Genomic DNA, 18,923 nt, shown 5'->3' with positions numbered 1-18,923 from the left:
AGCCGGCGGCGGCTGCTATTTCCAGCGCAGCCCCCTGTCTATACTCGGCCGCTTTACCGTGGAGAGCGCCGATGTCGCTTCGTTCGAAACTGACCCTGGTGTACCTGCTGGGCTTTGCGCTGGACCTTATCAATATGTTCATCGCCAGCGTCGCCTATCCGGACATCGGCCGCGGCCTGGGCGCGTCGCTGGCGCAGCTGGCCTGGGTGGGCAACGCCTATATGCTGGGCCTGACCCTGGTGATCCCGCTCAGCGCGTGGCTGGCCGGCGCTTACGGCGAGCGGCGGGTGCTGCTGGGATCGCTGGCGCTGTTTCTCGCCGGGGCCGCGTTGGCGGGCGCGGCCCCGTCCATCGAAGCCCTGATAGGCTGGCGCGCGCTGCAGGGCCTGGGCGGCGGCCTGCTGATCCCGGTGGGCCAGGCCATGGTATACCGGCATTATCCGCCGGCGCTCCGCGCCCGGCTCACCGCCCTGATCATGGGCGTGGCGCTGATCGTGCCGGCGCTGTCGCCGGCGCTGGGCGGGCTGATCGTGGACGCCTTGTCCTGGCGTTGGGTCTTGCTGGCCAGCGTGCCGCTGGCCCTGCTGACGCTATGGCTGGCGGCGCGCTGGCTGCCGGAAGACCGGACCCCGGCGCGGCGCGGCGCGCTGGACCTGTCCGGCCTGGCCTTGCTGGCCGTCGGGATGGCCTCGTTGCTGTTGGGCTTGACCTGGCTGGGCGAAAGCGGCCATCTGGCGTGGGGGCTCGCCGCGCTGTTATTGGCCGCCGCCGCGCTGGCCGGCTACGCGCGGGCGGCCGCAGGCAAGGCCGAGCCGGCGCTGAAGCTGACGCTGTTGCGCGGGCGCCTGCTGCGTACCGCCATGTTGGTGTATCTGTTCGTCCCCGGCGTGTTCATGGGCGTCAGCCTGGCGGCCATGCTCTATCTGCAAGAGGTGCTCAAGCTGAGCGCCGCCGCCGCCGGCGGCCTGATGCTGCCCTGGGCGCTGGCCTCCGCGCTGGCGATCAGCCTGACCCGCGGCCGCTTCAACCATGGCGGCCCCAAGCCCCTGCTGCTGCTGGGCATGCTGTTCCAGAGCGCCGGCATCGTTGCGCTGGCCCTGGGCGCCAGCGCGCCGGGGCCGCTGATCGCCGCTTACGCCCTGATGGGCTTCGGCGGCAGCCTGTGCAGCAGCGCGGCGCAGAGCGCGGCCTTCCTGGATATCGCCGAGGCCGAACTGCGGCAGGCCAGCGCGCTGTGGAACATCAACCGCCAGTTCAGTTTCGGCCTGGGCGTGGCCGTGATCAGCCTGCTGCTGAACGCGCTGACTCATTACAGCGGCGCGCTAGCGGCCACCGCCCAGGTCTACCAAGCCTGTTTCTTCATCGCCGCCGGCCTGACCCTGGCGCCGGCGGTTTTCGTGCTGCGCATCCACACCCCGACGGTGCTGGCCCTGCTGCGGCCCAGCCACTAACAGAGAGAAAGTCCGATGACCAAGCCCAATCCCTATTTCGACGAAGTGATCTCCGCGCATATCGCCATCCGGCAATGGTTCGCCGGCCCGGCGGACGCCGCCGCGCTGGAGGCCCTGATGGCGCGCTTCTCGCCGCGCTTCACCATGGTGGCGCCCAGCGGCGCGCAGCTGGATCTGGACGGGCTGCGGCAGCTGTTCGCCCGGACCGGCGGCGGCAAGCCGGGTTTGGAGATCGCCGTGGATCAACTGGCCTTGCTGGATGAACACGCCGGCGGCGCGACGGTGGCTTATCGCGAAGCGCAATACCTGGGCGGCCGGCCGAGCAGCCTGCGGCTGGCCACCGTGGTGTTTGAGCGCGACGCGGCCGGCGCGCCGCGCTGGCGGCATTTGCAGGAAACCTTCTGCCTTGAGTGAGTTCGCGCAGCGCGGCGCCGGCTTTCAGTCCGCGGCGACGGACTGAACAAAACCGTCAACCAATGCGGAGTCCTGCTGCTTGCGCCAGATGAAGTGGATGTCGCTGATCGCCAAATCCGGCAGCGCGAAGCCGCGGTAGCCGTCTTGCGGCCGGCACAGGCTTTCCGGCACACAGGAAAAGCCCGCGCCGGCGGCGACGCAGGCGAAGATGGCCGGATAGGATTCGATCTCCAGCACCGCGCGCGGCCGCACGCCGGAGGCTTGCAGCCATTGATCCACCAGCCGGCGGTAATGGCAGGCCGCGCCGAAGGTGTACAGCTCCAGCCCGGCCAAGGCCTCCGCCGTCGCCGCGGCGGTGTCCGGCGGCGCGATCAGCGTCAGCTTCTCCCGGAAAGCCAGCCGGCTGGTCAGCAGCGGATGCTCCACCGGTCCGTCGCTGAGAATCAGGTCCAGCTCACCGTCCTGCAGCTGGCGCTCCAGTTCCAGCGAATGGCCGGCGCGCAGATGCAGCTCCACCTCGGCGTGCTGGCGGCGGTAGCGGGCGATGCGGGCGGGCAGATGGGTGGCCAGAGCGCCGTCCAGCGCGCCCACTCTCAGCAGGCCGCGCGCGGGCGCGCCGTCGAACAGGCCGCGCACCTCCTCGGCCTGTTGCAGCAGGCCGCGGGCGTGGCGGTAGAGCAGATGGCCTTCCGGCGTGGTCAGCAGGCGACGGTTTTCGCGGCTGAACAGCTTGACGCCCAGTTCCGCCTCCAATTCCTGCAAGCGGGCGGTGAGATTGGACGGCACCCGGTGCAATTGCTCGGCGGCGGCGGCGATGCTGCCTTGCTCCACCACCGCGCAGAAGAAATTCAGTTGCGAGAGTTTCATGTTTCGCTTTTTGTGATTGATCCGTACATTATAAGTCGCTTTTTATGGGTAATGAGCGCGGCTAAGATGACCGCGATCTAAGAAGCTGTTCAAAGTCTGCTGCGCTTCAGCGATACGGCGTTGAAACCCGCTTTGGAATGCTCATGCACCACCGGTACATTCCGCTTTTTCGCTAGCTTTCGCCTTGTCTCGTTCAGGCTTCGAGAGACATTGAACAGGCTCTTCATCTCAACCATCAGGAAAAAGCGCATGAGAATTCTGCACACCATGTTGCGCGTGGCCGATCTGGACGCCGCGCTGGCCTTCTACACCCGGGCGCTGGGCATGCGCCTGCTGCGCCGCAACGACTTCCCGGACGGCCGCTTCACCCTGGCCTTTGTCGGCTATCGAGACGAAACCGAGGCCGCCGCCATCGAGCTCACCCATAACTGGGATCAGGGCGATTACCAGCTGGGCAACGGCTATGGCCATGTGGCGATAGAAGTGGACGACGCCGCCGCCGTCTGCGAGCAGGCGCGCGCGCTGGGCTACACCGTGGCGCGCGAAGCGGGGCCGATGAAGCACGGCCGCACCGTGATCGCTTTTTTGCAGGACCCAGACGGCTACAAGGTGGAACTGATCCAGAAGGGCACTCAGTACGACTGAGCGCGGAGAAGGGCGGGCCCGCGCTTGCCGGACCCGCCTGGTTTGAACCCCGTTTTTAGAGACGGAAGCGCGCGGTCACGCCCTGCAGGTTCTGCGCCAGCGCATTGAGCTGGCTGGAGGTGGTGGCCAGTTCTTCCACCGTGGCGCTGTTTTCCTCCGCCATCTGCGATACCCGCTCCATGCTCTGCGCCAGGTTCAGGCTGGCGGTGCGCTGCTCGCTCAGCGCGCTGGTGATGTTGCCGATGGACTGCACGATGGAGTGAGTGCTGCCTTCGATCTCCTGCATGGAGTCGGTGGCCTGGCCGGCGCCGTCGGACACCGTGCCCACGCTGGTCAGGCTCTGCTCCATGCTGCCCACCACCCGGTTGGCGCTGCCCTGGATGGAACCGATCATCTGAGTGATTTCCTGAGCGGAACTGGCGGTGCGTTCCGCCAGCTTGCGCACCTCGTCCGCCACCACGGCGAAGCCGCGGCCCATCTCGCCGGCGCGCGCCGCCTCAATCGCTGCGTTCAAGGCCAGCAGGTTGGTCTGGTCCGCCACGTCGCGGATCACCGTGACGATATTGCCTATCTTCTGCACTTCCTGAGTCAGGCCCTTCATCTGGTCCGAAGTGGCCGCCACCGAAGACGACACCGATTCGATATTGCCCACCGACGCCTTCACCGCATGGCCGCCGCGGCTGGCCAGATCGCCGGCCATCGCCGCTTGGCGGGAAGCCTCGTTGGAGTTGTCCGCCACGTGGTTGATGCTGACCGTCAGCTCCTCAATGGTGGCGGCGGCCTCCGAGGTGGCCTCGGACTGGCGCTGAGCGCCGTGGGCCACCTGTTCGGACATGCTGGCCAGCTCATGGGCGGAGTCCGACACCTCGTTGGCGTTTTTCTGGATGCTGGCCACCACCTCGCGCAGGCCCTGGCGCATCTCCTGAATATCCTTGGCCATGGCGATGGCCTCGTCGCGCGCCTCCGGAATCGGCTCATCGTGGCCGGACAAATCGCCCTGCTTGATATTGCGCACCAGCTGCGCGGATTTCTTCAGCGGCACCGTCACCAGATTGGCGATGAACATCGCAATCGCCACCGCGGCGATCAGGGCGATCACCGCCACGGTGATCAACACCGTCACCGCCTCGCTCTGCGCGGCCTTGCTGCCCTCGATAGACTTTTGCATCAAGTCTTCCTGAAAGTCAGACATCTCTTTCAGCGCCTTTAAAAACGCATTGTTGGCCGGCGCAAAAGTCTTCATCAGAAAGGTTTTGGCTTCCTCGTTCTTGTTGGCGCGCGCCAAGGCGTACAAGGGCTCGAACTGACCGCCCAGATTGGCGCTGGCCGTCTTGAGCTTGTCGAACAGCTCCTTCCCTTTGGGCGTGGACAACAGCTTTTCCATCTGATCCATATTGACGGCGTTGGCGGCGCGGAACTCCTCCACCTTCTTGATATGGGTCTCGGTCTCCTCCGGCGTCTGCACAATGATGGCGTTGCGGATGGAGCGGCCCACGTCCAGCGTGGTAACGCTGATCTTGTTGGCCAACACGATCTTGGGATAACGGTCCTCGGTCACATCGCGGATCTTGTCCCCAATGGTATTCAACTTCATCATCGCCACCGCCACGATGATGGCGATCAGAATGATCAGCAGGCCAAAGCCGGCCAACAGTTTTTGCTTGACGGTCAACTGGTGCAGCATGGAGCGCTCCCCCGGACAGATATTGTGCCTATAGTGCCGCGACGCGCCCTGCCAGAGCCGCGGCCTCTTGATGAAACATAGTTGCCGGATTGGGCTAGATCAAATCATGCGTATCGCGCTTATCAATTTTTTGCTGGGGAAGAATGGGGGAGGCTGCAGTGGGCGAGTGGGTGGTGACGATATGTCATATGAATGGTTTGGCGGAGGTTTTTGGACTACCCCCGCCGTTGAGAAATTAGCGGTTTTTTATCAAGTAAATAGGCTGAAAAACGAGGCTGATAAAAGTCAAATGCGCAATGAAATAGAACATCATTACATGACATGACGCCAAGATTGAATAAAGTATCGGGTTGGTGGCGGCTATTCTAATGATATGACTGCCAGACTCAAGGTTGGAATCGTCAAAATAAGTAATGTACACCATGAAGGCAAGCATTCCGCCGATGGCGAATAGCGAAAGAGTCACTCGTTTCCAACTGAAATGGCTTAAATCCAAGTTGCTGAAAGCAAAATCCCGGCGAAATAGAAAAATAATTGCGATAAAATAAATTGGGATACTGAGACGAATGTACGAGAAAGTCACGGCAGCCGTGTTTTTCAGCGTCTCAGATTCCATGCCGCCAGAACCCGTTAAATGCTTGAGAGACAAGAAATTGAAGATTGGTGCTAGGGACGAATCCCCCATTAGCTGAGATGCGATTCCGATAAGCAGAATGGGCGCTATACTGACAAATATGAAAAAATAAAGCAAAGGAGATTTTTTTAATGTGTTTTCTATGGTTGGCATGATGGTTTTTATTGTGTGGTTTAAAAGAAGTCCTCCTGAAAGAGGGGACTACAGGATGTTTGATTTGTTTGAGTGGATTTCATTGTTCAATTCCTGAGTGTGTATTAAGTTTTGATGATTGGGCTGCTTTTGGGCGGAGGGCCAGGTTTCGTCAGAAGGAAGGCCGGCCCTTCTTGAGGGAATTAAAGTCATTGGTGTCCCCTGTGTCACAACGCATGCTAGCACCATCTTACAAGTGGGTAAATGAGGGTGCTTTCAAAAGAGTTGTTGTCTGAAGATTATATTGTTGATTTTGCCCATTCTTTCAGGGGTGAAGAAGGCGGCGGCTACAAGGTCCGCAGCAATAAGAGCATCAGTGCCAGTTATTGATAAAGCAAAAGCGCCTAATGCCAACTGATACGCAAAGGTATGCAAATGCCTGTGGCAGGGGAGTGTTTATTTCAGCCGTTATTCGTGGGCTGACGCTATTTGCAATGCCTTGCCTGCAAAGCCAAACCCTTTGGACATTCTTCGCATGCTATCGCCAATGTCTTTGCGGTCAATAGCATGCTGAAAGCGCGGGACTTTGAACCCGTTCTTAGGCCTTGCCACCCGCGGCTAATCGTGCCGGCTGGCCGCCGCCATGGCGGGAAGCATGGAGTTTGCCGCCGCGCTCCGCCCAATCGCCCGGGCAACCAGGGCCGCGCCGGCGGCCAGCGCCAGGCCGAACAGCAGCAGGGCGGCGGGCGCGCCCAGGCGGTCCACCAGCAGGCCGGTGAAGATCACCGGCAAGCTGAAGCCGATATAGGCCAATAGAAAGAAACCGGCGCTGGCGCGCGGCTTCTCTGCGCCGGCCAGCGCGTTCACCGCGGACAAACCGCCCAGATAAGTGAAGCCGTAGCAGGAGCTGCTCGCGCCCAGCGCGCCGAGCAACACCGCCGCCAGTGAACCCTGGGTCGCGCCCCAGGCCAGCAGCGCGTAGCTGGGCGGCAGCACCAGCATGCCCAGACGGGCGGCGCGGCTGGGCGGCATCGCGCGGGCCAGCGGCTGGAACAGCAGGCCGCAGCTGATCACGGTGAAAGTGGAAAACCCGGACCAGCGCGCCAGCCCATGCGCGGCCAGCACCGAGGGCAGCAGCGCGATCACCAGCCCCACCGCCGCCCAGGCCAGCAGAATGGCCAAGCCGAAGGGCAAGCTGCCGGCGGGGAAATAGGGCGGGCGCAGCATCGCCGTATGGCGGCCGCGCGGGGCCGGGTCCGGCAAGCCCGCCACCGCCAGCAGCGCCGCGCCGGCCAGCGCCAGATGCAGCCAAAAGCTGGCCGGCGTCAGCGTGCTCTGCCACAGCAGGCACACGCTGGTCAGCGCTGCGCCCAGGCCAAAGCCCAGCGAGGTGCTGGCCGTCACCCACAAAGTGGCGCGGCGGCCGTCCGGCTCCGCCATCAATTCCCCCATATAAGCGACGCCGGCGGCGGAAGCCAGCGCGGTGCCGCAGCCCAGCAGAAAGCGCGCCACGGCCAAGGCCTCCAGCCGTGGCCACAGTGCCATGACGGCGGTGGCCAGCATCGCCAGCGTCAGCGCCGCCAGGATCAGGGGCTTGCGTCCCAGCCGGTCCGGCAGGCCGCCCAGCGCCAGCAGCACCGGCAACACCCCCAGCACATAGGCGGAAAACGCGGTGGCGGTGGCCGCCGCGCCCTGGCCGGCCAACTGCGCGTAAGCGGTGTACAGCGGCGCTTGCAGATTCACTGCGCACGTGATCAGGCACAGGCCGAAGGCCAGCCGGGCAGGGTGGCGCGTGTTCATGCCGCCTCCGGGAATAAAAGAGACACGGCGGGACAAACAGTGTGGGTGGACAGTGGGACGGTCATAAGGTGAGGCCTGGCTAGGATAAAGGGTGCGGCGGGCCGCGCGACACGCCACTATCCGGCCCACCCATGACGGCAACAAGTGACAGCGGCGGCCATTTGCGCTTAACTGTTTGCTCATTATCAGCAAACAGTGAGCCCGCCATGCAGCTAGAACTCGACCGCGCCAGCCGGCAGCCGCTGGCGCAGCAAATCGCCGATCAACTGCACGCCTGGATACGGCTCAGCCGCGTCCGCCCCGGCACCCGGCTGCCCTCCATCCGCCAACTGGCCAAGGAGCAGCAGCTCAGCCAGTCCTGCGTGATCGACGCCTACGACCGGCTGGTGGCGTTGGGCCTGCTGGAATCGCGCCACGGCGCCGGCTTCTTCGTGGCCGCGCCGCCGGGCCGCGAAGAAAGCGAATGGCGGGAAACCATGGAGCCGGCCTGGGGCCAGTTCAGCGACAGCGGCGAACAGCTGAAGCTGGGCTGCGGCTGGGTGCCGGACAGCTGGCGGGACCAGGAAGAACTGGGCTACGCCATCCGCCACATCACCCGCTGTCAGCCGGCGGACCTGTTCGATTACAGCACCCCGCTGGGCCTGCCGGCCTTGCGCCGGCAACTGCAACAGCGGCTGCGCCAGATCGACATCCATGTGGAGCAGGAGCAAATCCTCACCACCAACGGCGGCAGCCACGCGCTAGACCTGCTGGCGCGCGCGCTGCTCAAGCCCGGCGACACCGTGCTGGTGGAAAGCCCCGGCTACTACAATCTGTTCAACCTGCTGAAATTCCACGGTATAGACATGCTGGCGGTGCCGCGCGCCGGCAACGGGCCGGACCTGGCGGCGCTGGAAGCCATCCTCGCCCGGCATCGGCCCAAATGCCTGTTCATCAACAGCCTGTTCCACAACCCCACCGGCACCTGCGTGACGCCGGCGGTGGTGCACCGCCTGCTGCAACTGGCCGAGGCCCACGACTTTCTGATTGTGGAAGACGACATCTACGCGGATTTCCAGAACCACCCCGGCGTGCGCCTGGCGGCGCTGGATTCGCTGCGGCGGGTGATCTACGTATCCAGCTTCTCCAAAACCCTCAGCTGCTCGCTGCGCGTCGGCTATGTGCTGGCCCAGCCTGAGCTGATCCGCCAACTGGCCAATATCAAGATGTACACCGGCATCGGCACCCAGCGCTTTGCCGAATGCGTGGCGGCCCAGCTCTTGTCCAGCGGCGCTTATCGCAAGCTGACGCAAAGGCTGCGGCTGCGGCTGAACCGGCAAATGGCCGCCACGCTGCAAACGCTGGAGGCCAACGGCTGGCAAGTGTTCGCGGAGCCGCAGGGCGGCATGTTCGTCTGGGCGCGCACCGGCCGCCACAGCTTCGAGGATATGCAGGCGGAAGCCGCCAAGCGCGGAATCCTGCTATCGCCGGGCAGCGGCTTCATGCCCGGCGGCGAGGACAATGACTGGCTGCGGATCAATGTCGCTTATGCCGGCGATGCGCGGGCGCTGGGGTTTTTTGAGGCGTTTAAGAGTGGGTGAGCGATTGAAAACGGTATTCACTTAATAGGCTACACAGTTTACCTTGCGGAGTAGACTGTCTATCCATTTTCTTTCTCACAAAAATTAAGAGAATTTAGATGATGATTTTTTCTATGCCAGGTGATGTTAATATTTCTTTCTCAATGTTGCTAAGCCTTGTTTCGATTGATATGTTGTAATTGTCTTGTCTCTTGTATTTTGCAATAATTATTTGTTTTTTTGTGTGTTCGTTGGTTATTAGTTTTTTTATACCCTTGATAAGTTTTGGGTATTTTTTGCTCCAAAGATAAATGTCACATTCATAGTTGAATGCATTTGGAGGGTGGGGGCTATCAGTAGGTAGAGCAGGGGAGTTGGAAACTCCAAATGCATTCGCAGTTAAGTTGCTGCTACCTATAATGCCGAAAATTGGTTCTTCGTTGTGTTTTAATAAAAACACTTTTGCATGCCATTGGAATTTTTTTATAATATATGGAGTGATTTTTACTCCATTGTTTTTTAGATTGTTACAAAAATTTATATACGATGGCATCCATGCTTTGTTATGTATTCCGATTGTGTCTAGCTGAATTTTGTTTTTTTTGAGAGCAGCGATGAAGCCTGGTTCCAAAGATGCTTGATATATTGATTTTCCCTTGGGTGTTCCTTTGTTTTCTTGAAAAAAACCTGAGCATATCAAAGCATGGGTTCCTACTCCTGTAGCAAGTGAATGAATAATTGCATCTCGATAGAGAGAGTGTGTTTTTGATGTGCGTAAGAATATAGAGATTGGCATTTTCGTTTAAAATTCTAGTGCTAATATGCACAGTCGTTTTTTTTTTAAGGATGAAGTGCTAATTTTATTTTAACTATCCAATGATATCAGTCTTCTTATTTCAATGTCATTATTTTTGAATTGATAATTATTTTTTGGCACCAGGTATTGCAACTTAGTGGCCATTTCTCTTGACCCTTACCATCTTGCTAAGCAACAATCCCTCCGTGCCGTTTCATCCCGGCACTGGGCCGTGAGAACCCATCGACTGCAGGCGAGGTGCTGTTTTCAGCACGTTTTCCAAACTTGCGTTGTGTCTGCCTGATCGGCAGCCGCTGGTTTTCACGCACTTCTAGCAAGAGGTTGCCCATGTCTGATTTCTCTAAACCCCGCCGTTCCCGCTACCGTTTCCCCTCCAGCGAAGCCAAAGACCTCCGTCTGCCCTTTGTCCGCCGCGTGCCGGGCCGCACTTATCCGCATTACTGGCAGCCGGCGGAGCCCCAGGATTATTTCGAGGCCTGCGCCATTGGCCGTCAGTACGCGGCGCACATGGCGCAGTTGTTGAAGACCAACCGTCAGCATGCGGCGCGTGGGCTGTTGTTCCGCATTGCCAGCGATATGGATTTTGCCGACAAGAGTTACCGCATCGGCCTGTGCAAGGGCTTCTTCAATTATCTGGAGATGCTGCTGAACCTGGCGGTGGAGCGTGTTGATCTGGCGCAGCATGTGGAGGCGGTGCAGCAGCTTTATCTGTGCCTGGAGCAGTTGGCGGAGACGCAACAGCAACAGCGGCGCAAGAAGCGCGGCCGGGGCCGTCAGCGCTGAGCGCGTTGACCATACAAAAACGGCCCTTCGGGGCCGTTTGGTTTTGTGCTGTGTGTATTAGAGCCTGTTCAAAATCTCGCGCGCAAGAGCGAGACAAGGCGGAAACCGCTGAGACAGCGGAATGTACAAGTGGCACATGAGCATTTTGAGCTTGTACTCACCGTGCAAGACTTCACGACGCGCAGCAGATCGTAAACAGATGCTTAGCGGGCGAGTTCGGAGTAATGGTGCTCATCATACTGACCGTCCAGATAGTCGTTGACGCGGTCGTTGAAGGCGATCCAGTGCGGCGTTTTTTGGTGTTCGGCCAGACGCTCTTTGCTGTCCCACAGTTCGATCAGCGCGTAGCGCAGCGGCTGGCCGGCTTGCTGCCAAAGCTGGTAGTAGTTGCAGCCGGCCTCCTTATTGGATTCCCGCACCATGGTGTTGAGCAGGGTGAGGAAGTCTTGTTGGCTTTCGGCTTTGACGTTGAAGAATACGTTCAGGGTAATCATGAGAAGGGCCTCGGGTATTGGGGTGAATGAATGCGAATGTTCCGCTGCCGTCGGCGCGGTGTATCCATGGCGGCCATTCTACGAAGCCCGGTTGTTCGTTAAAAGTGAAATATAATTAGCTTTGTATTCGTTTTTTATGAGTTAAATGTCGTGATGGCTCAAGGCCCGGCCTGGTGAGGGGCGGGCGGCGGTAAAAGAAAAACGGCCCCGAGGGGCCGTTTCCGTTTCACTATCGTAAGTGGCTTAGAGCCTGTTCAACGTCTCGCGAGCAAGGGCGAGACAAGGCGAAAACGAGCGAAAAAGCGGAATGTACTCGTGGTACATGAGCATTTCGAAGCTGTTTTTAACGCCGTATCGGCGACGCGCAGCAGATCGTAAGCAGGTTCTTCAGAACGCGAAGTGCTCGTCCTGCAACTCCATCAACGGCTTGGCGCCAGCCTTGAGCTTGGCCAGCAGGCTGTGCACTTCCGGGAACAGCTTGCTCATATAGAAGCGGCCGGTCAGGATCTTGGCCTGGTAGAAGCCGTCTTCGCCGCCGCCCAGCTTGGAGTGAGCCACTTCCGCCATCCGCGCCCACAGCCAGGCGTAGCTGAGGTGGCCGATCAGGCGCAGGTAGTCGGTGGCGGCCGCGCCGGCTTCGTCGCGGTTCTGCATGCCGGCCATGCCGATGCCCATGGTCACTTCGCCCACGTCTTTCAACAGCTTGGACAGCGGGGCCACGTAGTCGGCCAGCTTGTCGTTGCCTTCATTGGCCTGGCAGAACTTGTGGATTTGCTTGGTGAACTTGCGCAGCTTCTGGCCCTGGTCCATCAGTACTTTGCGGCCCAAGAGGTCGATGGCCTGGATGCCGTTGGTGCCTTCGTAGATTTGGGAGATGCGGCAGTCGCGCACCAGTTGTTCCATGCCCCATTCGCGGATGTAGCCGTGGCCGCCGAACACTTGCATGCCCAGGTTGGCGGCTTCGTAGCCGTTGTCGGTCATGAAGGCCTTGGCCACCGGGGTGAGCAGGGCCACGAGGTCGGCGGCGTCCTGGCGGGCGTCGGCGTCCGGGTGTTTGTCTTCAATGTCCAGTTGCAGCGCCAGCAGGCTGGTCAGCGCGCGGCCGGCCTCGGTGTAGGCTTTCTGGGTCAGCAGCATGCGGCGCACGTCCGGGTGGACGATGATGGGGTCCGCCGGCTTGTCCGGGCATTTGTCGCCGGAGAGCGAGCGCATTTGCAGGCGTTCGCGCGCATAGGCCAGCGCGCCCTGGAAGGAGGCTTCGCCTATGCCCAGGCCTTGCATGCCGCAGCCCAGGCGGGCGGCGTTCATCATGGTGAACATGCAGGACAGGCCTTTGTTGACTTCGCCAATCAAATAGCCCTTGGCGCCGTCCAGGTTGATCACCGCGGTGGCGTTGGCCTTGATGCCCATCTTGTGTTCCAGGCTGCCGCAGGCCACGGGGTTGCGGCTGCCGTCGTCATGGAATTTGGGCACGATGAACAGGGAGATGCCTTTCACGTCCTTGGGCGAGTCCGGCAGGCGGGCCAGCACCAGGTGGATAATGTTGTCGGACATATCATGTTCACCGGCGGAGATGAAAATCTTGGTGCCGGTAATGCTGTAGCTGCCGTCGCCGTTGGGTTCGGCGCGGGTTTTGAGCAGGCCCAGGTCGGTGCCGCAGTGCGGTTCGGTCAGGCACATGGTGCCGGTCCAGCTGCCGTCCACCAGTTTGGGCAGGTAGGCCACTTTTTGCGCTTCGGTTCCGTGGGCATGAATGGCAGAATACGCGCCGTGGGACAGGCCGGGGTACATGGACCAGGCCACGTTGCTGGAGCACTGCATTTCCATGATGGGGAAGCCCAGCGCCTTGGGCATGCCCTGGCCGCCGTAGGCCGGGTCGCAGTCCAGCGCCGGGAAGCCCAGTTCACAGTATTGCTGGTAGGCTTCCTTGAAGCCGGGCGGGGTGGTGACGGATTTGGTGGTGCTGTCGTAGTGACAGCCTTCTTCGTCGCCCTGGCGGTTCAGCGGCGCCAGTTCGCTTTCACAGAACTGGGCGGCGGCCTCCAGATAAGATCGGAAAATGTCCTGGGTGGCTTCTTCGTAGCCGGGCAGGGTGGGGATGATGTCCTGTACCTTGATCAGCTCGTGGAGCACGAAATCGAAATCCCGCAGCGGGGCTTGGTATGCAGGCATGGGTCTCTCCTGTTGGTTTGCGCGGCCTGGACGATCCGGCCCAGGTCTGTCGTGTTTGGGTTCGCCCTGCGCTTGGGCGAATAATTCAAACGCTTGTTTAAATTATCGACGTGGCTTTGACAAGCTTTTCGCGTTTTACCCGTCGCCGAGTGTGGTTTAACGGCAACGCGCGCACAAGGATCAAAACATTCCAGATGACTTGGTTTAGACGCAAGGTACGCAAATGGGTTGCCTACCGGCACCATTGGTTTCAGAAGCCGGGCCTGCGCCGGCTGGCGCCCTATCTGGACCGGCCGGCGTATTGGTCGCTGAACCGCCGCAAGGTGGCGATGGGGGTGGGGGTGGGCTTGTTCGCCGGCCTGATGCCCGGCCCCACGCAAAAGGTGACGGCGGTGGCGCTGGCTTTGCTGATGCGGGTGAATCTGCCGGTGGCGGTGTTGTTCACGCTGTACACTAACCCTTTGACCGTATTGCCGCTGTACTTTCTGGCTTATGCTTATGGCAAGCTTTTACTGGGCAATCCGGCTGCGGGTACAATGACGCCGCCGCCCAATTGGGACCGGATGAGCTTGCCGGATTGGTGGCACGCCTGCCTGAATTGGCTGGCGGAGCTGGGCTGGCCCTTGCTGGTGGGATTGCCGGCGCTGGGCCTGACCTTTGCCGTGATCGGCTACGCGTTGACGCGGCTGCTGTGGCGCTGGGCGGTGATCAGCGCCTGGAAAAGCAGGCATTGCAGAACACTTTAAGGGGTGATTGTGGATCTGGTTGAAAAGCAGTTGTCGTCGGAGCTGGTGTATCAGGGCGGTTTTCTCAAGGTTCATAAAGACGAGGTGGCGCTGCCGGACGGCGCGGCGTCCACGCGCGAATACATTCTGCACCCCGGCGCGGTGGCGGTGCTGGCGCTGACGCCGGACGGCAAGCTGGTGCTGGAGCGCCAGTACCGTTATCCGACCGGCCGCGAGTTCGTGGAGATTCCCGCCGGCAAGATAGACCCGGACGAGGACCCGGCGGCCACGGCCAGGCGGGAGCTGTTGGAGGAAACCGGCTACGCGGCGGAGCGCTGGACGTATCTGGGCACCGCTTATCCCTGCATTGGCTATTCCAACGAGCGCATCAGTTATTACCTGGCGGAAGGGCTGAGCCAGCAGGGCAGCCGGCTGGACGAGGGCGAATTCCTGGAGGTGCTGACGGTGCCGGTGGCCCAGGCGATGGAGATGACGCTGAGCGGGGCGATCTGCGACAGCAAGTCCATCGTGGGCCTGCACTGGCTGGCGGCGCACCAGGCCGGGAGGATGCCGGGTGTCGCCGTTTGATCCTTACCGGGATCGACGGCGCGGGCGTCGCATCAGCATGGGCTGCAAGGCTCGCATCCGTTCTTTGATCAGCGGCGAAACCCATTACGGCGAGTGCGTGGATCTGTCGGTGGACGGCATGGCCTTGCGCTCGTCCTTTGTGCCGCAGTTCGGCGAGCGTCTGTCCGTGATCGTGCTGGCCCCGGGCGTGGGCGGCATGCCGGGCAAGCCCTTGGAGGCGGTGGTGGAGGTGAAGCGCTGCAACGAGGTGCAGCGCGGCCGCATCTATGAAATCGGCGTGCGCATTGTGCAGCGCAAAGGCTGAGCGCCGCAGTCCGCGCGGACGCGGCGCATTCTTTATATTCCCTTCTCTTTTTTCGCCGCGCTGCGCGGCGTGAATGTTTCAATCGCCGCGTTGGAAACGTTTGATTCTCAAAGCGTTTTTTTAGGGTCGATTTCCGTTTACTCCCGCTTACACGCCGCTCGTCTTCCGTTACAAAAAAAAGCTGGCGGAATTCACCATCCATTTCAAATACTTGTATTGAATCTGGCTCACGATCTCATATTTTGTGTGCAGGCGCGGTTTTGCCCTGCCAGGCTGTGCGTTATGCTATACCCAGAAAAAGAAAGCCGGAAACAATGTGAATACTCTAATTCAGCAAGGGGAGCAGCGGATGCCGCGTGCATATCGTTTGCGCCTCTGCTACCTGCCAGGAGAGAGCCATGCACCCGGATATCTTCAGTCACTACGCTGCTCGTTACGACAAGACTCGTGAGGAGGAGTACACCATCCAGGAGTACCTGGAGCTCTGCAAGAAAGACCCCGGCGCTTACGCCACCGCCGCAGAGCGCATGCTGGCCGCCATAGGCGAGCCGGAGCTGGTGGACACTCGGCACGATTCGCGTCTGTCCCGCATCTTTTCCAACAAAGTCATCAAGGTCTATCCCGCGTTCCGTGATTTTTACGGCACTGAGGAGGTGATCGAACAGGTGGTGTCCTACTTCCGCCACGCCGCGCAAGGCCTGGAAGAGAAGAAGCAGATCCTCTATTTGCTGGGCCCGGTGGGCGGCGGCAAATCGTCTATCGCCGAGAAGCTGAAAGAGCTGATGGAGCTGGTGCCGTTCTATTGCCTGAAAGGCAGCCCGGTCAACGAGTCTCCGCTGGCGCTGTTCAACTACGACGAGGACGGGGCGCTGCTGGAAGAGGAATACGGCATTCCGCGCCGTTATCTGAAGAGCATTCCCAGCCCGTGGGCGGTGAAGCGGCTGCATGAGTTCAACGGCGACATCGGCCAGTTCCGCGTGGTCAAACGCTATCCGTCCGTGCTCAAGCAGATCGCGGTGGCCAAGACCGAGCCGGGCGACGAGAACAATCAGGATATTTCGTCGCTGGTGGGCAAGGTGGATATCCGCAAGCTGGAGAAATACGCGCAGGACGACCCGGACGCTTACAGCTACTCCGGCGGCTTGTGCCTGGCCAACCAGGGCTTGCTGGAATTCGTGGAGATGTTCAAGGCGCCGATCAAGGTCTTGCACCCGTTGCTGACGGCCACCCAGGAAGGCAACTTCAAGGGCACCGAGGGCTTTGGCGCGATTCCGTTTGAAGGCGTGATCCTGGCCCACTCCAACGAGTCCGAGTGGAAGCAGTTCCGCAACAACAAGAACAACGAGGCTTTCCTGGATCGGATCTACATCGTCAAGGTGCCGTATTGCCTGCGCGTGTCCGACGAGATCAAGATCTACGACAAGCTGATCCGCAACTCTTCGCTGGGCCGCGCGCCGTGCGCGCCGGGCACGCTGAAGATGATGTCGCAGTTCGCGGTGTTGTCGCGGCTGAAAGAGCCGGAAAACTCCAGCCTGTTCAGCAAGATGCAGGTGTACGATGGGGACAATCTGAAGGATACGGATCCCAAGGCCAAATCCATCCAGGAATACCGCGATTACGCGGGGGTGGACGAGGGCATGAGCGGCTTGTCCACGCGCTTCGCCTACAAGATTCTGTCCAAGGTGTTCAACTTCGATCACAGCGAAGTGGCGGCCAACCCGGTGCACTTGCTGTACGTGATCGAGCAGCAGGTTGAGCGCGAGCAGTTCCCGGCGGAAATCGAGCAGAAGTATCTGACCTTCCTGAAGGAGTACCTGGCGCCCAAGTACGTGGAGTTCATTGGCAAGGAGATTCAAACCGCTTATCTGGAAAGCTACTCCGAATACGGCCAGAACATCTTCGACCGCTACGTCAGCTTCGCGGACTTCTGGATTCAGGATCAGGAGTACCGCGATCAGGACACTGGCGAGATCTTCGACCGAACCTCCTTGAACGCGGAGCTGGAGAAGATAGAGAAGCCGGCCGGGATTTCCAACCCCAAAGACTTCCGCAACGAGATCGTCAACTTCGTGCTGCGGGCGCGGGCCAACAACGGCGGCAAGAATCCCACCTGGACCAGCTACGAGAAGCTGCGCACGGTCATAGAGAAGAAGATGTTCTCCAACACCGAGGAGCTGCTGCCGGTGATCTCCTTCAACGCCAAGGCCAGCGCCGAGGATGCGAAGAAGCACGAGGACTTCGTCAACCGCATGGTGGAAAAAGGCTACACCGCCAAGCAAGTGCGTCTGTTGTGCGAATGGTATCTGCGAGTGCGCAAGTCCTCGTAAGCCGTCGCTGATCCGGCGCCGCCTGGGGCGGCGCCGGAAATCGCCCGCGTGGCCGCTGTCGCCGCCGGGCGGTGAAGAATATAACAACAGCAAGCCAGGCGATGGCCGCCCGCGGGCGGCCGCCGCCGGCACAGGCAAAGCGAGGTGCTTATGTCCCACATCATCGATCGGCGCCTCAACGGCAAGAACAAGTCCGCGGTCAACCGCGAACGGTTTCTGCGCCGTTTCAAGGCCCAAATCAAGGAGGCCGTCGCCAAGGCGGTCAAGGGGCGCAGCATTACCGATATCGAGAGCGGGGAGAAGGTCTCGATTCCGGTAAAGGATATTTCCGAACCCGTGTTTCATCACGGCAAGGGTGGCATGACGGAAAACGTGCACCCGGGCAATGAGGAGTTCGTCAAGGGCGACCGCCTGCCGCGGCCGCAGGGCGGCGGGGGCGGAGGCGGCAGCAAGGCCAGCCAGGACGGCGAGGGCGAGGACGATTTCGTGTTCCAGCTGTCGCGCGAAGAGTTCATGAACGTGTTCTTCGACGACTTGGCCCTGCCCAATCTGATCAAGACCCAGCTGATGGGCATTGAGGAGATGAAGACGGTGCGCGCCGGTTACACCAACGACGGCACGCCGGCCAACATCAATATCGTGCGTTCGCTGCGCGGCGCGCTGGCGCGGCGGGTGGCGATGGCCGCGCCCACCATGGCCACGCTGGGCGACGCGGAGGAGGAACTCGACACCCTGATGGAGGATGACGAGGACAACACCTCGGAAATCCGCGAAAAACGGCAAAGCATTCACCGGCTGCGCGAACGCATCGCCAGCATTCCGTGGATAGACCCGTTCGACCTGCGCTACAACAACCGGGTCAAGCAGCCCAAGCCCACCAGTCAGGCGGTGATGTTCTGCATCATGGACGTGTCCGGCTCCATGGATGAGCAGAAAAAGGACATGGCCAAGCGCTTCTTCATCCTGCTGTACCTGTTCCTGCAGCGCAATTACGAGAAGATCGAGGTGGTGTTCATCCGCCACCACACCAGTGCGGTGGAGGTGAGCGAGGAGGATTTCTTCCACTCGCGCGAATCCGGCGGCACCGTGGTGTCCTCGGCGCTCAATCTGATGGCGGAGATCGTCAAGAAACGCTACGCCGGCAGCGAATGGAATATCTACGCCGCCCAGGCGTCCGACGGCGACAACTGGGACAGCGATTCCGCCAACTGCGGCCGCATCATGGAGGAGGATCTGCTGCCTTACTGCCAGTACTTCGCCTACATCGAGATCACCGAAGGAGAGCCGCAAAACCTCTGGTACGAATACTTGAAGGTGCAGGAACGCAACCGCCAGTTCGCCATGCAGAAAATTCGTTCGGCTTCCGACATCTACCCGGTCTTCCGGGAACTGTTCAAGCGCCAGCCGGCCAATGGCCGCGCCGCCACCGCCTGAGAACGTGTTTATGATCTCGCGAGACAAGGCGGAAACGAGGGAAAAAGCGGAATGTACGCGTGGTACATGAGCATTTTGAGCTCGGTTTCGACG

The 18,923-nt window shown here is 60.5% G+C and carries 17 protein-coding genes; 10 read left to right on the top strand and 7 right to left on the bottom strand.

What is annotated here, in order from left to right; genetic code table 11:
- Window positions 1–71 precede the first annotated feature (71 nt).
- Together ACODSD_RS20745 and ACODSD_RS20740 are read left to right on the top strand one after the other, a co-directional pair.
- Window positions 72–1,451, top strand: a complete 1,380-nt coding sequence (locus tag ACODSD_RS20745) for an MFS transporter (RefSeq protein WP_488878192.1) — start codon at window positions 72–74, stop codon at window positions 1,449–1,451.
- Between the two features lie 15 nt (window positions 1,452–1,466).
- Complete coding sequence (locus ACODSD_RS20740) at window positions 1,467–1,865, top strand: hypothetical protein (protein WP_235087558.1); 399 nt, start codon at window positions 1,467–1,469, stop codon at window positions 1,863–1,865.
- 24 nt (window positions 1,866–1,889) lie between these two features.
- Here ACODSD_RS20740 and ACODSD_RS20735 read toward each other — a convergent pair whose 3' ends face one another.
- Window positions 1,890–2,732, bottom strand: coding sequence for a LysR family transcriptional regulator (locus ACODSD_RS20735; protein ID WP_107801846.1), 843 nt, complete (start codon window positions 2,730–2,732; stop codon window positions 1,890–1,892).
- Between the two features lie 249 nt (window positions 2,733–2,981).
- Between ACODSD_RS20735 and gloA the strand changes: the two genes are divergently transcribed.
- Complete coding sequence (gene gloA / locus ACODSD_RS20730; RefSeq protein ID WP_107799868.1) at window positions 2,982–3,377, top strand: lactoylglutathione lyase; 396 nt, start codon at window positions 2,982–2,984, stop codon at window positions 3,375–3,377.
- Window positions 3,378–3,432: 55 nt separating this feature from the next.
- Here gloA and ACODSD_RS20725 read toward each other — a convergent pair whose 3' ends face one another.
- The 3 genes from ACODSD_RS20725 to ACODSD_RS20715 all read right to left on the bottom strand — a co-directional run bounded on the left by ACODSD_RS20725 (window position 3,433) and on the right by ACODSD_RS20715 (window position 7,627).
- A complete protein-coding gene (locus ACODSD_RS20725) occupies window positions 3,433–5,061 on the bottom strand; it encodes a methyl-accepting chemotaxis protein (protein ID WP_227104188.1) in 1,629 nt (542 codons plus the stop codon).
- A 235-nt stretch (window positions 5,062–5,296) separates the two neighbouring features.
- Window positions 5,297–5,848, bottom strand: a complete 552-nt coding sequence (locus ACODSD_RS20720) for a hypothetical protein (protein WP_227104186.1) — start codon at window positions 5,846–5,848, stop codon at window positions 5,297–5,299.
- A 597-nt stretch (window positions 5,849–6,445) separates the two neighbouring features.
- On the bottom strand, window positions 6,446–7,627 hold the full coding sequence (locus tag ACODSD_RS20715; protein WP_488878191.1) for an MFS transporter: 1,182 nt from the start codon (window positions 7,625–7,627) through the stop codon (window positions 6,446–6,448).
- A gap of 206 nt (window positions 7,628–7,833) precedes the next feature.
- Here ACODSD_RS20715 and ACODSD_RS20710 point away from each other — a divergent pair, with 206 nt between their 5' ends.
- The gene (locus ACODSD_RS20710) at window positions 7,834–9,207 is read left to right on the top strand and encodes an aminotransferase-like domain-containing protein (protein ID WP_488878190.1); all 1,374 of its coding nucleotides are present in this window, start codon (window positions 7,834–7,836) and stop codon (window positions 9,205–9,207) included.
- Window positions 9,208–9,301: 94 nt separating this feature from the next.
- Here ACODSD_RS20710 and ACODSD_RS20705 read toward each other — a convergent pair whose 3' ends face one another.
- Window positions 9,302–9,982 carry a restriction endonuclease PLD domain-containing protein gene (locus tag ACODSD_RS20705; protein WP_488878189.1) on the bottom strand — a complete coding sequence of 227 codons (681 nt, stop codon included), beginning with the start codon at window positions 9,980–9,982 and terminating at the stop codon, window positions 9,302–9,304.
- Between the two features lie 348 nt (window positions 9,983–10,330).
- On the opposite strand from ACODSD_RS20705, the gene ACODSD_RS20700 reads away from it, so the two are divergent.
- Complete coding sequence (locus ACODSD_RS20700; RefSeq protein ID WP_488878188.1) at window positions 10,331–10,786, top strand: hypothetical protein; 456 nt, start codon at window positions 10,331–10,333, stop codon at window positions 10,784–10,786.
- A gap of 203 nt (window positions 10,787–10,989) precedes the next feature.
- Here ACODSD_RS20700 and ACODSD_RS20695 read toward each other — a convergent pair whose 3' ends face one another.
- Both ACODSD_RS20695 and ACODSD_RS20690 read right to left on the bottom strand, forming a co-directional pair.
- Entirely contained in the window at window positions 10,990–11,280 is a 291-nt protein-coding gene (locus ACODSD_RS20695) for a putative quinol monooxygenase (RefSeq protein ID WP_081555314.1), read from the bottom strand.
- Between the two features lie 387 nt (window positions 11,281–11,667).
- Entirely contained in the window at window positions 11,668–13,452 is a 1,785-nt protein-coding gene (locus ACODSD_RS20690; protein ID WP_488878187.1) for an acyl-CoA dehydrogenase C-terminal domain-containing protein, read from the bottom strand.
- 194 nt (window positions 13,453–13,646) lie between these two features.
- Here ACODSD_RS20690 and ACODSD_RS20685 point away from each other — a divergent pair, with 194 nt between their 5' ends.
- From ACODSD_RS20685 to ACODSD_RS20665, 5 genes are all read left to right on the top strand, one after another.
- Window positions 13,647–14,198, top strand: a complete 552-nt coding sequence (locus ACODSD_RS20685) for a DUF2062 domain-containing protein (RefSeq protein WP_019100393.1) — start codon at window positions 13,647–13,649, stop codon at window positions 14,196–14,198.
- Between the two features lie 9 nt (window positions 14,199–14,207).
- Window positions 14,208–14,765 (top strand): NUDIX domain-containing protein, encoded by a 558-nt coding sequence (locus tag ACODSD_RS20680; protein ID WP_264372981.1) that lies wholly within the window; start codon window positions 14,208–14,210, stop codon window positions 14,763–14,765.
- Window positions 14,752–15,069: a PilZ domain-containing protein gene (locus ACODSD_RS20675; RefSeq protein ID WP_081545720.1), complete on the top strand. Its 318-nt coding sequence runs from the start codon at window positions 14,752–14,754 to the stop codon at window positions 15,067–15,069. Before ACODSD_RS20680 ends, ACODSD_RS20675 begins: the two co-directional genes overlap by 14 nt.
- A gap of 398 nt (window positions 15,070–15,467) precedes the next feature.
- Window positions 15,468–17,396, top strand: coding sequence for a PrkA family serine protein kinase (locus ACODSD_RS20670; protein ID WP_081545718.1), 1,929 nt, complete (start codon window positions 15,468–15,470; stop codon window positions 17,394–17,396).
- A gap of 150 nt (window positions 17,397–17,546) precedes the next feature.
- Window positions 17,547–18,830, top strand: a complete 1,284-nt coding sequence (locus ACODSD_RS20665) for a YeaH/YhbH family protein (RefSeq protein ID WP_107799857.1) — start codon at window positions 17,547–17,549, stop codon at window positions 18,828–18,830.
- The last annotated feature ends 93 nt before the right edge of the window (window positions 18,831–18,923 follow it).

The organism is Chromobacterium sp. FG22 (assembly GCF_057809415.1).
Note: the sequence above shows the minus strand (reverse complement) of the source record. Positions and strands in the feature narration are given on the sequence as shown.

Bases quoted from the DNA above. Each gene is read 5' to 3' on its own strand.
- ACODSD_RS20745 (WP_488878192.1), top strand. From the start codon at position 72: ATGTCGCTTCGTTCGAAACTGACCCTGGTGTACCTGCTGGGCTTTGCG.
- ACODSD_RS20740 (WP_235087558.1), top strand. From the start codon at position 1,467: ATGACCAAGCCCAATCCCTATTTCGACGAAGTGATCTCCGCGCATATC.
- ACODSD_RS20735 (WP_107801846.1), bottom strand. From the start codon at position 2,732: ATGAAACTCTCGCAACTGAATTTCTTCTGCGCGGTGGTGGAGCAAGGC.
- gloA (WP_107799868.1), top strand. From the start codon at position 2,982: ATGAGAATTCTGCACACCATGTTGCGCGTGGCCGATCTGGACGCCGCG.
- ACODSD_RS20725 (WP_227104188.1), bottom strand. From the start codon at position 5,061: ATGCTGCACCAGTTGACCGTCAAGCAAAAACTGTTGGCCGGCTTTGGC.
- ACODSD_RS20720 (WP_227104186.1), bottom strand. From the start codon at position 5,848: ATGCCAACCATAGAAAACACATTAAAAAAATCTCCTTTGCTTTATTTT.
- ACODSD_RS20715 (WP_488878191.1), bottom strand. From the start codon at position 7,627: ATGAACACGCGCCACCCTGCCCGGCTGGCCTTCGGCCTGTGCCTGATC.
- ACODSD_RS20710 (WP_488878190.1), top strand. From the start codon at position 7,834: ATGCAGCTAGAACTCGACCGCGCCAGCCGGCAGCCGCTGGCGCAGCAA.
- ACODSD_RS20705 (WP_488878189.1), bottom strand. From the start codon at position 9,982: ATGCCAATCTCTATATTCTTACGCACATCAAAAACACACTCTCTCTAT.
- ACODSD_RS20700 (WP_488878188.1), top strand. From the start codon at position 10,331: ATGTCTGATTTCTCTAAACCCCGCCGTTCCCGCTACCGTTTCCCCTCC.
- ACODSD_RS20695 (WP_081555314.1), bottom strand. From the start codon at position 11,280: ATGATTACCCTGAACGTATTCTTCAACGTCAAAGCCGAAAGCCAACAA.
- ACODSD_RS20690 (WP_488878187.1), bottom strand. From the start codon at position 13,452: ATGCCTGCATACCAAGCCCCGCTGCGGGATTTCGATTTCGTGCTCCAC.
- ACODSD_RS20685 (WP_019100393.1), top strand. From the start codon at position 13,647: ATGACTTGGTTTAGACGCAAGGTACGCAAATGGGTTGCCTACCGGCAC.
- ACODSD_RS20670 (WP_081545718.1), top strand. From the start codon at position 15,468: ATGCACCCGGATATCTTCAGTCACTACGCTGCTCGTTACGACAAGACT.
- ACODSD_RS20665 (WP_107799857.1), top strand. From the start codon at position 17,547: ATGTCCCACATCATCGATCGGCGCCTCAACGGCAAGAACAAGTCCGCG.